Annotated in this window: 13 protein-coding genes; all 13 read left to right on the top strand. The window is 69.5% G+C overall.

The window, feature by feature from the left end; genetic code table 11:
- The first annotated feature begins 4 nt into the window (after positions 1-4).
- The 13 genes from murD (at position 5) to ileS (ending at position 15,344) form a co-directional block, all read left to right on the top strand.
- Positions 5-1,504, top strand: a complete 1,500-nt coding sequence (gene murD, locus P3H15_RS13950; RefSeq protein WP_276137773.1) for a UDP-N-acetylmuramoyl-L-alanine--D-glutamate ligase — start codon at positions 5-7, stop codon at positions 1,502-1,504.
- Positions 1,501-3,036 carry a putative lipid II flippase FtsW gene (gene ftsW, locus P3H15_RS13945; protein ID WP_276137772.1) on the top strand — a complete coding sequence of 512 codons (1,536 nt, stop codon included), beginning with the start codon at positions 1,501-1,503 and terminating at the stop codon, positions 3,034-3,036. Before murD ends, ftsW begins: the two co-directional genes overlap by 4 nt.
- Entirely contained in the window at positions 3,033-4,181 is a 1,149-nt protein-coding gene (murG, locus tag P3H15_RS13940) for an undecaprenyldiphospho-muramoylpentapeptide beta-N-acetylglucosaminyltransferase (protein ID WP_276137771.1), read from the top strand. The genes ftsW and murG overlap by 4 nt, the downstream gene beginning before the upstream one ends.
- A complete protein-coding gene (gene murC, locus P3H15_RS13935) occupies positions 4,178-5,689 on the top strand; it encodes a UDP-N-acetylmuramate--L-alanine ligase (RefSeq protein WP_276137770.1) in 1,512 nt (503 codons plus the stop codon). Before murG ends, murC begins: the two co-directional genes overlap by 4 nt.
- Positions 5,686-6,570: a cell division protein FtsQ/DivIB gene (locus P3H15_RS13930; protein ID WP_276137769.1), complete on the top strand. Its 885-nt coding sequence runs from the start codon at positions 5,686-5,688 to the stop codon at positions 6,568-6,570. The genes murC and P3H15_RS13930 overlap by 4 nt, the downstream gene beginning before the upstream one ends.
- A gap of 217 nt (positions 6,571-6,787) precedes the next feature.
- On the top strand, positions 6,788-7,987 hold the full coding sequence (gene ftsZ, locus P3H15_RS13925; protein ID WP_276137768.1) for a cell division protein FtsZ: 1,200 nt from the start codon (positions 6,788-6,790) through the stop codon (positions 7,985-7,987).
- The gene (gene pgeF / locus P3H15_RS13920) at positions 7,984-8,727 is read left to right on the top strand and encodes a peptidoglycan editing factor PgeF (protein ID WP_276137767.1); all 744 of its coding nucleotides are present in this window, start codon (positions 7,984-7,986) and stop codon (positions 8,725-8,727) included. The genes ftsZ and pgeF overlap by 4 nt, the downstream gene beginning before the upstream one ends.
- 47 nt (positions 8,728-8,774) lie before the next feature.
- Entirely contained in the window at positions 8,775-9,500 is a 726-nt protein-coding gene (locus tag P3H15_RS13915; protein WP_276137825.1) for a YggS family pyridoxal phosphate-dependent enzyme, read from the top strand.
- Between the two features lie 85 nt (positions 9,501-9,585).
- Positions 9,586-10,263 carry a cell division protein SepF gene (locus tag P3H15_RS13910; RefSeq protein WP_072945350.1) on the top strand — a complete coding sequence of 226 codons (678 nt, stop codon included), beginning with the start codon at positions 9,586-9,588 and terminating at the stop codon, positions 10,261-10,263.
- Between the two features lie 133 nt (positions 10,264-10,396).
- Complete coding sequence (locus P3H15_RS13905; protein ID WP_012688051.1) at positions 10,397-10,699, top strand: YggT family protein; 303 nt, start codon at positions 10,397-10,399, stop codon at positions 10,697-10,699.
- A 102-nt stretch (positions 10,700-10,801) separates the two neighbouring features.
- Positions 10,802-11,647, top strand: a complete 846-nt coding sequence (locus P3H15_RS13900) for a DivIVA domain-containing protein (protein WP_276137766.1) — start codon at positions 10,802-10,804, stop codon at positions 11,645-11,647.
- A 49-nt stretch (positions 11,648-11,696) separates the two neighbouring features.
- Positions 11,697-11,948, top strand: a complete 252-nt coding sequence (locus P3H15_RS13895; protein ID WP_276137765.1) for a hypothetical protein — start codon at positions 11,697-11,699, stop codon at positions 11,946-11,948.
- 261 nt (positions 11,949-12,209) lie between these two features.
- A complete protein-coding gene (ileS, locus tag P3H15_RS13890; protein ID WP_276137764.1) occupies positions 12,210-15,344 on the top strand; it encodes an isoleucine--tRNA ligase in 3,135 nt (1,044 codons plus the stop codon).
- Positions 15,345-15,365: the final 21 nt, after the last annotated feature.

The raw sequence follows: 15,365 nt of genomic DNA, 5'->3' as shown, positions 1-15,365 counted from the left end.
CGCCGTGACAGAGGAACACGGCGGGCTCGACTGGTTGCGGGGCCGCAGTGTCCTCGTCGCCGGTGCGGGTGTGTCCGGCCGCGCCACCATCGAACCTCTGCGTGACCTCGGGGCCCACGTCACCGTCACCGACTCGAACGTCGACGCCCTCGCCGAATGCGCACGGCTGGGGGCGGCGACCGTGCCGATCGACGATCTGCTCGCCGAACGGGAGCGGGTCGCCGAGTTCGCGCTGGTCGTGACGAGTCCGGGTTTCCGCCCGGATGCGCCGCTGCTCTCGGTCGCCGCCGGGGACGGGGTGCCGATCTGGGGCGACATCGAATTCTCGTGGCACGTCGACCGGGCCGGGCTCTACGGCCCGCCGCGGCGGTGGCTGGTGGTCACCGGCACCAACGGCAAGACCACGACGACCTCCATGTTGCACTCCGTTCTCGAGGCGGCCGGGTTGCCGAGCCTGGCCTGCGGCAACATCGGGCTCCCGGTGCTCGACGCACTGCGGCAGACCGAACCGCGGGCGGACGTGCTGGCCGTCGAACTGTCGTCGTTCCAGCTGCACTGGGCGCCCTCGGTCCGGCCGACTGCGGGCGCGATCCTCAACATCGCCGAGGATCACCTGGACTGGCACGGCGGCATGCAGCCGTACATCGACGCGAAGGCCCGCGCCTTGACCGGTGAGGTCGCGGTGCTCGGTCTCGACGACGAAGTCGCGTCCTCTCTCTTCTCCTCGTCCCTCGCGGCGCGCACCCTGGGTTTCCGGCTGGGAGTGCCCGCGCCGGGCGAACTGGGCGTCGAGGACGGCTATCTCGTCGATCGCGCGTTCGCGGACGGCGAGCGGCTGGCCCCGGCCGACGGGATCACCCCACCCGGGCCCGCCGGACTGATGGATGCGCTGGCAGCGGCGGCTCTCGCCCGGGCGATCGGGGTTCCACCGGACGCCGTCGCAGCAGGCCTGGCCGCCCACGTGGTGGGCCCGCACCGGGCAGCGCACGTCGCAGAAGTCGGGGGAGTGACGTTCGTCGACGACTCCAAGGCGACCAATCCGCACGCCGCCCGCCCGTCGATCCTCGCCCACGACCGGGTGGTGTGGATCGCCGGTGGTCTGCTGAAGGGCGCGCGGGTCGACGACCTCGTCCGGGAGGTGGCCGGCCGCCTCGCGGGCGCCGTCCTGCTGGGCCGCGATGCGAGGCAGATCGCAGAGTCGCTTGCGCGACACGCCCCCGAGGTTCCCGTGGTCACCGTGGAAACGGGAGACGATGCAGGTGTGAGTGCAGTCCCGCAGACCGCGACGCACCGGGTGGTGCTGCCGGCGGACACCGACAGCGACGCCGTGATGGGCGTCGTCGTGCGCGAGGCGGCTGCGCTGGCAACGGCAGGCGATGCCGTGGTCCTGGCGCCCGCGGCGGCGTCGCTCGACATGTTCGACAGTTACGGTCACCGGGGGCGCAGCTTCGCGGACGCCGTCGGCAGGCTCGACGAGTCGGACATTTCCAGGACGCCGCGATGACCTCCGCCGGAGCCCGCACCCGCCGCGTCCCCGAAGGACAGCGGTCCCCGGCCCGTACCGCCGCCGCACCCGGGGTGGCCAAGCGCGCACCGTCGAGTCCGCGCACGCGGACGGCCCCTCCCCGCAGCCCGCGCACCCGGATCGGGGCGTGGCTGTCGCGGCCGCTGGCGTCGTTCCACCTCGTCGTGACCATCGCGTTCCTGCTGACGGTCCTCGGCCTGGTGATGGTGCTGTCGTCGTCGAGTGTCGAGGCCTACGCCTCCGACGGCTCGGCCTACACCCTCTTCACCCGGCAGGCGCTGTTCGCGGCTCTCGGACTCGGCCTGTTCTACGCGGCGCTGCAGATCCCCGTCCGGGTGATGCGCGCCCTGTCGTTCCCGGCGTTCGCGGTCACGATCATCCTGCTGGTCCTGGTCCTCATCCCCGGCATCGGCACCGTGTCCCAGGGCACCCGCGGCTGGTTCGTGGTCGCCGGATTCTCGTTGCAGCCCGCCGAACTCACCAAGATCGCGCTGGCGGCGTGGGGTGCGCACATCCTGGCGTCGCGCCGCAGCGACATCTCCAGCGTCCGCGACATGCTGGTGCCGCTGGTTCCGGCCGCACTCGTCGCGTTCGTCCTGATCATCCTGCAGCCCGACCTCGGCACGACGGTCTCGCTGGCCATCATCCTGATGGCGCTGCTGTGGTTCGCGGGACTGCCGCTGAAGCTGTTCGTCGCCATCGTCGGCACCGGCGTCGCCGGAATCGTGATCCTGGCGCTCACCGCCGGCTACCGGTCCGCTCGCGTGCGCGAGTTCCTCAACCCCGGATCCGACCCGCAGGGCATCGGTTACCAGTCGCGGCAGGCGATGTATTCGCTCGCGGACGGCGGGATCCTCGGCCGCGGGCTCGGGCAGAGCCGCGCGAAGTGGAGCTACCTGCCGAACGCGCACAACGACTTCATCTTCGCGATCATCGGCGAGGAACTCGGATATCTCGGCGGCGCCGCGGTCCTCGGCCTGTTCGGGCTGTTCGTGTACACGGGCCTGCGCATCGCCGCCCGATCCGCCGACCCGTTCCTGCGGTTGCTCACCGGAACGGCGACGGTGTGGATCACAGGGCAGGCGTTCATCAACGTGGGATACGTGATCGGGCTGCTCCCCGTCACCGGTCTGCAGTTGCCGCTGGTGTCGGCGGGCGGAACGTCGACGGCCACCACACTGTTCATGTTCGGTCTCGTCGCCAACGCGGCGCGGCACGAACCGGAGGCGGTCGCGGCGCTGCACTCCGGGCAGGACGGCCCGTTCGGTCGTCTGCTGCGGCTCCGCAAACCGGAGGCGTATTCACCGGTGCGGGCGGACGCGGCGCGCGCGGAGGCGGTGCGCCGGGCCGAGGCGCGTCGCCGGGCCGGTCGCGAGATGGCCCCGAGGACCCGCAGCATCACATACGAGAAGGGCCGCCCCGAACGCGGCAAGGGCCGCACCCCCGAACGCGGTGCACGTCAACAGCGAAGCTCGGGTGGCCGAGCAGGAGAGCGAGGATTTCGTAGGTGAACGGCGACAAGCCCACCCTGTCGGTGATCGTGGCCGGCGGTGGTACCGCCGGGCACATCGAACCGGCCCTGGCCGTGGCCGACGCGATCAAGGCGATCGACGACACCGCGGTGGTGACCGCTCTCGGCACGGCGCGTGGCCTCGAAACCACGCTGGTTCCCGAGCGGGGCTACCCGCTCGAACTCGTTCCGCCGGTGCCGCTGCCCCGTAAACCCACCCTCGACCTGCTGCGGCTGCCCGGGCGCGTGCGCGCGTCGGTGCGCCGCACCCGCGAGGTGCTCGACGCGACCGGTGCCGACGTCGTCGTCGGTTTCGGCGGGTACGTCGCGCTGCCCGCGTACCTCGCGGCAGGCCCCGGCGTGCTCCGCCGCCGGCGCCGCATTCCGATCGTCGTGCACGAGGCGAACGCCAGCGCCGGGATCGCGAACAAGATCGGTGCCCGCCGCGCCGCCCGCGTCCTGGCCGCGGTCGCCGGTTCGGGCGTGTCGGCACGGGGGCGCTCGGACGCCGAGATCCTCGGTATCCCGGTGCGGGCGTCGATCACCGGTCTCGACCGGACCGCGTTGCGGGCGGAGGCGCGTGCACACTTCGGCCTCCCCGCCGACGGCCCGGTGCTGCTGGTGTTCGGCGGTTCCCAGGGCGCGCGGTCGCTGAACGAGGCCGTGTCGGGCGCGGCCGAGTCGCTCGCGGCGGCCGGGGTGGCCGTCCTGCACGCGCACGGACCGAAGAACACCCTCGACGTTCCCGCGACCCCGGGCGGCCCGCCGTACGTGGCCGTTCCCTACCTGTCGCGGATGGACCTCGCCTATTCGGCGGCGGACGCCGTGATCTGCCGGTCGGGTGCGATGACGGTTGCCGAGGTGTCGGCGGTCGGCCTTCCCGCGGTGTACGTGCCGCTGCCGCACGGCAACGGTGAGCAGGAACTGAACGCGCGGCCGGTCGTCGCCGCCGGAGGTGGAATGATTGTGGCCGACGGAGACCTGTCCGCCGGATTCGTCGCGGAGAACGTGATCCCCCTGCTGCGCGACCCCGCACGGCTCGAGGACATGGGACGACGCGCGGCCGGCGCGGGTCACCGCAGCGCAGCCGCCGAGGTTGCGCGCATCGTGATCGACGTGGCCGCGCAGACGAGGGGAACCCGATGACCGACCTGCCCGCGCAGTTGGAACGTGTCCACATGGTCGGGATCGGCGGCGCCGGAATGTCCGGAATCGCGAGGATCCTGCTGGCCAGGGGTGGACAGGTGTCCGGTTCGGACGCCAAGGAGAGCCGCGGCGTCCTCTCGTTGCGTGCCCGCGGCGCGCAGGTCCGCATCGGCCACGACGCCTCCGCACTCGACCTGCTGCCCGGCGGCCCGACCGTCGTGGTCACCACCCACGCCGCCATCCCCAAGGACAACCCGGAACTCGTGGAGGCGGCCCGGCGCGGGATTCCCGTGATCCTGCGGCCCGCGGTGCTGGCCTCGCTGATGCAGGGACACCGCACCCTGCTGGTGTCGGGCACCCACGGCAAGACGTCGACGACGTCGATGCTGGTGGTGGCGCTGCAACACTGCGGGTACGATCCGTCGTTCGCGGTCGGCGGCGAACTCAACGAGGCCGGAACCAACGCCCACCACGGCAGCGGCGACGTGTTCGTCGCCGAGGCCGACGAGAGCGACGGTTCACTGCTCCAGTACGACCCGAACGTCGTCGTCGTCACCAACGTCGAGGCCGATCACCTCGACTACTTCGGAAGCCCCGAGGCCTACATCCAGGTATTCGACGATTTCGCGGCCCGGCTCTCGCACGGCGGGCTGCTCGTCGCCTGCCTCGACGATCCGGGATCCGCGGCGCTCGCGCAGCGGGTGGCGGCACGAGGACTGCCCGGGGTGCGGGTGCTCGGCTACGGCAGCGCCGAGGACGCGGACGGGGCCTTCGCTCCGATCGACGGCGTCGAGGTCGGTGCGCGCCTGCTGAGTTTCGAGGCCAGGGACGTCGGCGGGGTACTGCAGTTCCAGCTGGCCGGGGAGCAGGCGCCGAGAACGATCCGGATGAATGTGCCCGGCAGGCACATGGCGCTCAATGCGCTGGCCGCGCTCCTCGCCGCCCGGGAGGCGGGCGCCGACGTGGACGAGATCCTCGAGGGCATCGCCGGTTTCGGGGGAGTGCACCGCCGGTTCCAGTTCACCGGCCGCGAGCACGGGGTGCGTGTGTTCGACGACTACGCGCACCACCCGACCGAGGTGCGGGCCGTGCTCGGCGCCGCCGCCGATCTGGTGCGCCAGCCCCACGAGGCCGACCGCCGCGAATCCGAGGACTCGGTGCGCAGCGGCAAGGTCATCGTGGTCTTCCAGCCGCACCTGTATTCCCGCACAGCAACATTCGCCGAGGAATTCGGGCACGCCCTGGACCTCGCCGACGAGGTCGTGGTCCTCGACGTGTACGGGGCGCGGGAAGAACCGCTCCCGGGCGTCAGCGGCGCCCTGGTCGCGCTGTCGGTGTCGAAGCCGGTGCACTACCAGCCGGACCTGTCGCAGGCGCCGCGTCAGGTCGCGGGACTCGCGTCCCCCGGTGACGTGGTGATCACCATGGGCGCCGGCGACGTGACGATGCTCGGGAACCAGATCCTCGACGCTCTGCGTGCGGCTCCGCACCACCACCCGTCGCGATGACGCGGGAGCGCCGCGGCCGGTCCGAGCGGCCGGACCGCCCCGTCCGCCGCGACGCCGCGCGCAGTCCGCGACCGGGCACGTCCGGCGCACGCGCGGCGGCGGGCGACCGGACGTCATCGCGTCGGCGCAGCGCGACCGCCACCGACCCCGGCACTCGGCGCACCCGCGAATCGGCTTCGGCGGCACGGAAGTCCGCGGCGGTGGAGACGCCGCGGCGTCCGTGGTACCGGCGGCCTGCGGTGATGGGTGTGGTCGGCGTCGTCGTGGTCGTGGCGCTCGGTCTCGTCGCGTGGTTCACGCCGCTGCTGTCGGTGCGGCAGACGGACGTCGCGGGGGCGACGTCGATTTCCGAGGAGCAGATTCGCCAGGCGCTGGCCGTACCGCAGGGGCAGCCGCTGCTCCGGGTCGACACCGAGGGCGCGGCCCTGCGCGTCGCCGCGATCCCGAAGGTGGCGTCCGCCCGCGTGCAACGGGTGTACCCGTCCACCATCCGCGTCACGGTAACCGAGCGGGTGCCCGTCGTGTTCGTCGACAGCCCCGGCGGCACCCATCTCCTCGACGCCGAGGCCGTGGATTACGAGATCGCACCGCCGCCGCCCGGGGTACCGCGACTGGTGACGGAGAAGCCGGGGTGGGGCGACCCGTCGACGGAAGCGGCGATCGAGGTGCTGGAGTCGATGCCGCCCCAGCTGCGCGGTCAGGTGGGACAGGTTGCGGCGAAGTCGATTTCGGATATCGCGGTGACGTTGCTCGACGGCCGGATCGTGGTGTGGGGCGGCACGGAGAAGTCCGAGCGCAAGGCCGCGGTCACCCTGCCGCTGCTCACCCAGCCCGGGCAGACGTACGACGTGTCGAGTCCCGACCTGCCGACGGTGCGGTGAGGGGCCGTGACCCGGATGCGAAAGAGTTGCGGGCGAGTTCGTCAAATAACTCGGCGCGTCTCGGCGCGCCTAATGGCGTATCCGTAGGACGGTGCATAGCGTTTCGCTCTAGTCGAGCAGCACTTGACATAACCGTAACCCTATGGTTGAGGTTGAGGCTTCAGGCTGGGCTGATCTGTACGAAAGCGTGATACACACTCATGGAAGGCGAGAGCCGATGACGCCCCCGCACAACTACCTCGCCGTAATAAAGGTCGTCGGCATCGGCGGCGGCGGCGTGAACGCAGTCAACCGGATGATCGAGCAGGGACTCAAGGGAGTCGAGTTCATTGCCGTCAACACCGACGCGCAAGCGCTGCTGATGAGTGACGCCGACGTCAAGCTCGACGTCGGCCGGGAACTCACCCGCGGGCTCGGCGCCGGCGCGGATCCCGAAGTCGGCCGCAAGGCCGCAGAAGACCACAAGGACGAGATCGAGGAAGTCCTCAAGGGCGCCGACATGGTGTTCGTGACCGCAGGCGAGGGCGGCGGCACCGGCACCGGTGGCGCACCGGTCGTGGCGAGTATCGCGCGCAAGCTCGGCGCCCTCACCGTCGGCGTCGTCACGCGCCCCTTCTCCTTCGAGGGCAAGCGCCGCGGCGGCCAGGCCGACACCGGCATCCAGTCGCTGCGCGAATCGTGCGACACCCTCATCGTGATCCCCAACGACCGCCTCCTGCAGCTCGGCGACGCCGCGGTCAGCCTCATGGACGCGTTCCGCAGCGCCGACGAGGTCCTTCTCAACGGTGTCCAGGGCATCACCGACCTCATCACCACCCCCGGACTGATCAACGTCGACTTCGCCGACGTCAAGGGAGTCATGTCCGGCGCGGGTAGCGCGCTGATGGGCATCGGATCCTCGCGCGGCGAGGGCCGGGCCATCAAGGCCGCGGAATCGGCGATCAACTCTCCGCTGCTCGAGGCGTCGATGGAGGGTGCGCGCGGCGTGCTGCTCTCGATCGCCGGTGGCAGCGACCTCGGTCTGTTCGAGATCAACGAGGCTGCGTCGCTGGTGCAGGAAGCCGCCCACATCGACGCCAACATCATCTTCGGCACCGTCATCGACGATTCCCTCGGCGACGAGGTGCGGGTCACCGTCATCGCCGCCGGGTTCGACGGCGGCACCCCCACCCGCAGGCCGGTCGAGTCGGGTGCCGCCGGTCGCAGCGCCATCGGCGCCGGACGGGCGGGCGAGGTCGGACAGTCCGTCGAGCAGCAGAACAGCGAACCGATGTCGGTGACCCGCGAGACGATCAGCTCGCACCAGAGCCCGAGCAGTCTGCCGCCGCTTCCCGGAAACGGGCAGTCCCGCGCGGTGCCGGTGTCCGACGAGGAGGGTGAAGACGAAGTCGACGTGCCCTCCTTCATGCGTCGTTGAGTTCGCCGACCGCCCCCGAGTTCAGGGTTCGCCGGGTCGTCACCACCCGCGCCGGAGGGCACTCCGTCGCACCGTACGACACGTTCAACCTCGGTGATCACGTCGGCGACGATCCGGCCGCGGTGGAGGCGAACCGGCGCCGGCTCGCGGGCGAGATCGGCGTGCCGTTCGACCACCTGGTGTGGATGGAGCAGATCCACAGCCGCAACGTGACCGTCGTCGACGGGCCCACCGATACGCCGGTGCCCGCGACGGACGCGCTGGTGACGACCGTGCGGGGGCTCGCGCTCGCGACCCTCAGCGCCGACTGCGTCCCGGTGCTGCTGTCCGACGACGAGGCCGGGGTGATCGCCGCCGTCCACGCCGGCCGGATCGGCGCCCGCATCGGCATCGTTCCGCGGGTGCTCGACGTCATGGTGGAGCAGGGAGCGCGGATCGACCGGATCGGCGCGTTCCTGGGTCCGGCGGCGAGCGGCCGCCAGTACGAGGTTCCCGCGGCGATGCAGGCGGACGTCGAGAAGTTCCTTCCCGGCAGCGCCGTCCGCACTGCAAAGGGGACCCCGGGCCTGGACCTGCGGGCGGGTCTGCGGAAACAACTGCTCGACGCGGGTGTCGCCGGAGTGGCGGAGGATCCGCGCTGCACCATCGAGGACCCGACGCTGTTCAGTCATCGCCGCCAGGCCCCGACCGGTCGGCTCGCGGCGGTGATCTGGATGGATACTGGGCAGGACAGCGTGTGACGACTGCCGGCGATGCCGGCGAGAGATTCGGTGTGGGAGTGGAAACGATGAGCAGGGTCGGGGACATCGAGGCTGCGCTCGGCGCCGTGCGCGCACGACTCGACGCGGCATGCCGGGACGCCGGTCGCGACCCGTCGGAGGTCTCGCTCCTGCCCGTCACGAAGTTCTTCCCCGAATCGGACGCGCGGATCCTGTACGACCTCGGCTGCCGTGAATTCGGGGAGTCGCGGGAGCAGGAGGCCACTGCCAAGATCGCGGAGTTCCGCACCGCGGTGACGGACCCGACGGTGCGGTGGCACATGATCGGGCATCTTCAGCGCAACAAGGCGAAGGCGGTCGCGCACTGGGCGTATGCGATCCATTCGGTGGACAGCGAACGACTCGTCGGCGCCCTCGGCCGCGCGGCGGCCACCGCACTGGAGGCGGGGGAGCGGCCCGCGCCGCTGCGGGTACTGCTGCAGGTCAGCCTGGACGGTGACCCGCAGCGTGGCGGCGCCGCGATCGCCGACCTCGATCGCCTTGCCGCGCAGGTGCAGTCGTCGCCGGGGCTCGAGTACCGCGGACTGATGGCGGTTCCGCCGATCGACGCCGACCCGGACGCGGCGTTCGAGGAACTGCACCACATACACGCGCGGCTGCAGCGCGACCATCCGGATGCGACGGAACTCTCGGCGGGCATGACGAATGATCTCGAGCACGCTGTCCGACACGGGTCCACCTGCGTGCGTGTCGGAACCGCGCTGTTGGGTTCGAGGCCTATAACCTCGAAATAGATCGCTCAGGTGATCGCCAACCCGTCCACACCGCTGCGACCGGTCGCAGTTGGATCCTGTCCGCCGCGCCAAGGAAGGTCGATCAATGAGCAGTCTGCACAAGTTCAAGGCTTACTTCGGCATGGTTCCCCTCGACGACTACGAGGACGAGTACCTGGACGAGCCGGAACCTGCGCGCAGGCCCGCTCGACCGGCGCGCGACAGTGGACGCGATCCGTACCTCGACCGCGACGACCGTGACTTCGCCGAACCGGCCTTCAGCAAGGCCGCCTACGCGCCCGGTCGCCGCGACGACCTCGACGACGACTTCGACCGGTACGAGAGCCCCCGGCACTCGTCCCGGGTCGAACCCGTGGCCGTCCGGTCGGCCCGTCCGAGCGCGAGCGGGGCTGTGCGCGGCAGCACCCGCGGCGCGCTCGCCGTCGACACGCGCTCCGACCGGGTCGAGAGCCGTCGCGGACCCCTCTTCGACGAAGGTGGCCCCCTGTCCAAGATCACCACGCTCCGTCCCCGCGACTACGGGGAGGCCCGCACCATCGGCGAGCGGTTCCGGGACGGCACCCCCGTCATCATGGACCTGGTCGAGATGAGCAACGCCGACGCCAAGCGCCTCGTGGATTTCGCCGCAGGCCTGGCGTTCGCACTGCGCGGTTCGTTCGACAAGGTGGCCACGAAGGTGTTCTTGCTCTCACCCGCAGACATCGACGTGTCCGCCGAGGAACGCCGCCGCATAGCGGAAACCGGCTTCTACAGCCAGAAGTAAGCCGGGGAGCGGGGGAAACGACCATCGGGATCCGAACGTCCGACACGACGCGAGCCGCGACGGCTGTGGCGCAGAACGCCCTGGCCACGCGGCTCGTTTTGATCGGCCGGACATTCTCAGGCAGAGTGAAGGTGTGGCCTTGTTCTCGGTGATCTACTTGATACTGTTTGTCTTTTGGCTGCTACTCATCGGCAGAATCATTGTCGAGTTCGTACGGACCTTCGCACGAGACTGGCGGCCAACCGGCGTCGTGGTCGTCATTCTCGAAGCGATTTTTACGGTCACCGATCCACCGGTCAAACTGCTTCGGCGGTTGATCCCCCCGATCAATCTCGGTGGGGTGCGGTTGGATCTATCCATCATGGTCTTGCTGTTCATCGTCTTCATCCTGATGTCGATCGTTCAGGGACAAGCGCGTGCCACGGGAGTGGTGTGACAGAATGGACCCCATTGATCCAGTCTTGTTTCACCGTTACGTAGACTGCGCTGTAACTGAATGCTTGCTAGACCGCCAAATGACGCGTGAAGGGATCCTTCCATGCCGCTGACTCCCGCTGATGTGCACAATGTCGCGTTCAGCAAGCCACCGATCGGTAAGCGGGGCTACAACGAAGACGAAGTCGATGCGTTTCTCGACCTCGTCGAGCAAGAGTTGTCGCGCCTGATCGAGGAGAACGCCGACCTTCGGCAGCGAGTAGGGGAGCTCGACAAGGAGCTCGCCGATGCGAAGAAGGCTCCCCGCTCCACGTCCGCAGCACCGACTCCCGCCCCCAAGGCGGAGCCGGCGCGCGTCGTCGAGCAGCCCAAGGCTCCGGCGCCCGCTCCGGCTCCGGCCGCCGCGGCTCCCGCCGCTCCCGCCCAGGGCGCCGACGCTCACATGCAGGCCGCCAAGGTCCTGGGTCTCGCCCAGGAAATGGCAGACCGGCTCACGAGCGACGCGAAGACCGAGTCCGAGCAGCTGCTCGGCAACGCGCGCACCAACTCGGAGCAGCTGGTCAGCGACGCGCGGACCCGTTCCGAGACGATGATCTCGGACGCGCGCCAGAAGTCGGAAGCACTGATCACCGACGCTCAGACCCGTTCCGAGACGCAGCTGCGCCAGGCCAAGGAGAAGGCCGACGCGCTGCAGGCGGACGCGGAGAAGAAGCACACCGAGATCATGGCGACGATCAACCAGCAGCGTTCCGTGCTGGAGGGTCGAATCGAGCAGCTCAAGACGTTCGAGCGCGAATACCGTGTGCGCCTGAAGTCGTACCTGGAGTCGCAGCTCGAGGAACTGGAGCAGCGGGGATCCGCGGTTCCGGTGGACGGCGGTCAGGATTCGTTCGCGCAGGGTGGATCGCAGTCCAATTACAGCCAGTCCTACGCCAAGGGCAATAGCTGACTGAGCGCGCGGTAGTTGCCCAGCCAGCGGCCCGGATAGAGGTTGAGCCGTGCTGGTCGTGACACTCGCTTTTGCAGCGGTGGGGTTCGCTCTCCTGGTGGTGGCCCTCATGACCGGTTCGGTCGTGTGGGCCTGGGGATGCATCGTGGTATGTGTCGCCGGAGCGATCCTGCTGCTCGTCAGCGCCCTCGCGGGTAAGAAGACCGCGGTCGTGCCCCGGCAACCCGCGAGCGGCGTTCCCGGTGAACGCGGTCCCGCAGCGGATACGGGCACGACACCCGGATCCGACGAGGCCGACTGAGTTGCCATCCGGCGGTGGCGGCTAGACTGCATTCAGCGAATAATTCAGTAACCGAGTTTCGTGGCGACGATCCGGCCATCACCGGGGAGCCTTCGGAAGAACGGCCGGCACGCCGGCTCAGTAGAACCGAACGGGTGGGCCCGTCACAGCCCTGCACCGAGAGGCGCCCTCCGGGGTGCAAGCGGGGTGGTACCGCGGTGGTGACGCAGGAGGCGTCCCCGTCGTCCCCGTGCCGAGTACGTCAGGCACGAGGAGATCGCGGTGACCGACACCAGCAACGTGACCAGCAGCAACGAGTCGTACCCCAAGGTCGACTACGGCGTCTCCCAGGACGCCGGCGTCCGGTTCCCCCAGATCGAGCAACGGGTGCTGGCCGGCTGGGACGCGGACGACACCTTCCGGGCCTCGGTCGCCCAGCGTGACGACGCCCCCGAGTTCGTGTTCTACGACGGCCCGCCGTTCGCGAACGGTCTCCCGCACTACGGCCACCTCCTGACGGGGTACGTCAAGGACCTGATCCCGCGGTTCCAGACGATGCGCGGAAACAAGGTCGAGCGCCGATTCGGCTGGGACTGCCACGGCCTGCCCGCCGAACTCGAGGCGGAGAAGCAACTCGGCATCAAGGACAAGTCCGAGATCGACGTCATGGGTCTCGAGAAGTTCAACGAGTACTGCAAGTCGTCGGTGCTGCGCTACACGGACGAGTGGCGCGACTACGTCACCCGTCAGGCCCGGTGGGTCGACTTCGACAACGACTACAAGACCCTGGACCTCGACTTCATGGAGTCTGTCATGTGGGCGTTCAAGGAACTGTTCGACAAGGGCCTGATCTACCAGGGCTTCCGCGTGCTGCCGTACAGCTGGTACGAGCAGACGCCGCTGTCGAACCAGGAGACGCGGCTCGACGACGCCTACAAGATGCGCCAGGATCCCGCCGTCACGGTCGACATGCCGCTCCGCGGTGAGGGCCCGCTCGACGGCGCCAACGCCGTCATCTGGACCACCACCCCGTGGACGCTGCCGTCCAACCTCGCCGTCGCAGTGCACCCGGACATCGACTACGTGCAGGTCGCGGGCGGCGACGGGAAGCGGTACGTGCTCGCGAAGGACCGGCTGGGGCACTATGCCCGCGAACTCGGCGAGGCGCCGGAGGTGCTGTCCGAGCACAAGGGTGCCGAGCTCGTCGGGCTCAGCTACGACCCGCCGTTCGACTTCTTCGCCGGCCACGACAACGCGCACGTGGTGCTGTCGGCCGACTACGTGACCACCGAGTCCGGTACCGGAATTGTGCACATGGCACCGGCTTTCGGTGAGGAGGACTACGACTACTGCGTCCGCAACGGCATCGAACTGGTGCAGCCGCTCGATCCGGGCGGCAAGTTCACGGCGATGGTGCCGCCGTACGAGGGTCTCCTGGTGTTCGACGCGAACCCGGTGATCATCAAGGACCTCAAGGCTGCTGGAAAGTTGCTGCGGCACGAGACGATCGAGCACTCGTACCCCCACAGCTGGCGCAGCGGACAGCCGCTGATCTACATGGCGGTCCCGTCGTGGTTCGTCGCGGTCACCAAGTTCCGCGAGCGCATGGTGGAGCTGAACCAGGACATCACCTGGGTACCCGAGCACATCCGCGACGGGCAGTTCGGCAAGTGGCTCGAGGGTGCCCGCGACTGGAACATCAGCCGCAACCGGTACTGGGGCAGCCCGATTCCGGTGTGGGTGTCCGACGACCCGGCGTACCCGCGCACGGACGTGTACGGCTCCCTCGACGAGCTCGAGCGTGACTTCGGGGTGCGGCCGACGGATCTGCACCGCCCGATGATCGACGACCTGGTGCGCCCGAACCCGGACGACCCGACCGGGAAGTCGATGATGCGGCGCGTGCCGGAGGTCCTGGACTGCTGGTTCGAGTCCGGGTCGATGCCGTACGCGCAGGTGCACTACCCGTTCGAGAACCGGGAATGGTTCGACTCTCACTTCCCGGGCGATTTCATCGTCGAATACAACGGGCAGACCCGCGGCTGGTTCTACACGCTGCACGTCCTGGCGACGGCGCTGTTCGATCGTCCCGCGTTCAAGACCGTTGCGGCCCACGGCATCGTCCTGGGCGAGGACGGCCTGAAGATGAGCAAGTCCAAGGGCAACTACCCGGACGTGAAGGAGGTGTTCGAGCGCGACGGCTCCGACGCCATGCGCTGGTTCCTCATGTCGTCGCCGATCCTGCGCGGCGGAAACCTCGTCGTCACCGAGCAGGGCATCCGCGAGGGTGTCCGGCAGGCGCTGCTGCCGCTGTGGAACGCGTGGAGCTTCCTGCAGTTGTATGCGCCGACGTCCGGTGAGTGGCGCACGGATTCGACGAACGTCCTGGACCGGTACATCCTCGCGAAGCTGGCAGGCACCCGGGACGTCATCACCGGCGCGCTCGAGACGAACGACATCGCCGGGGCGTGCGACGAACTGCGCACGTTCTGCGACGCGTTGACGAACTGGTATGTGCGGCGGTCGCGTTCGCGGTTCTGGGACGAGGACGCCGAGGCCGTCGACACCCTGCACACCGTGCTCGAGGTGGTCACACGGCTTGCCGCCCCGTTGCTGCCGCTGATCAGTGAGGTGATCTGGCGGGGGCTGACCGGCGGACGGTCCGTGCATCTCGCGGACTGGCCGGCCCAGGGTGCGCTGCCCGCGGATGCGGAGCTGGTGTCGGCGATGGACGAGGTGCGGTCGGTGTGCTCGACGGTGCTGGGTCTGCGCAAGGCGCAGAACCTGCGGGTGCGGCTGCCGCTGCCCGAGGTGACGGTCGCGTCCGAGGACGCGGAGCGGCTGCGCCCGTACCTCGGTCTCATCGCCGACGAGGTCAACGTCAAGAAGGTCGACCTCACCACCGACGTGGACGTGCACGGCCGTTTCGAGCTCGTCGTCAACGCGCGTGCCGCGGGGCCGCGGCTGGGCAAGGACGTGCAGACCGTCATCAAGGCCGTGAAGGCCGGTGACTGGTCGGAGAATTCGGACGGCGTCGTCGTCGCGGCGGGGATCGAGTTGCTGCCGGAGGAGTACACGCAGCGGCTCGTCGCCGCCGAACCGGAATCCACGGCGGCCCTGCCCGACGGTGCCGGTCTGGTGGTCCTGGACTCGGCGGTCACCGAGGAACTCGAAGCCGAGGGCTGGGCGAAGGACCGGATCCGCGAGTTGCAGGACGCGCGCCGCGCGGCCGGGCTCGAGGTGTCGGATCGGATCACCGTCGTCCTCGACGTGCCCGCGGAGCGGCGGGACTGGGCGCTCGCGCACCGGGAACTGATCGCGGGCGAGATCCTCGCCGTCGAACTGGAACTCGCCGAGGCGCCGGGCGATGCCGTCGAACTCGGTGAGGGTGTGCGGGCGGCGATCACGAAGGCGTGACCTGTCGGACCGGGCGGGTAT

Source organism: Rhodococcus sp. T2V, from assembly GCF_029269925.1.
GTDB classification, from domain to species: Bacteria; Actinomycetota; Actinomycetes; order Mycobacteriales; family Mycobacteriaceae; genus Rhodococcus_F; species Rhodococcus_F koreensis.
Note: the sequence above shows the minus strand (reverse complement) of the source record. Positions and strands in the feature narration are given on the sequence as shown.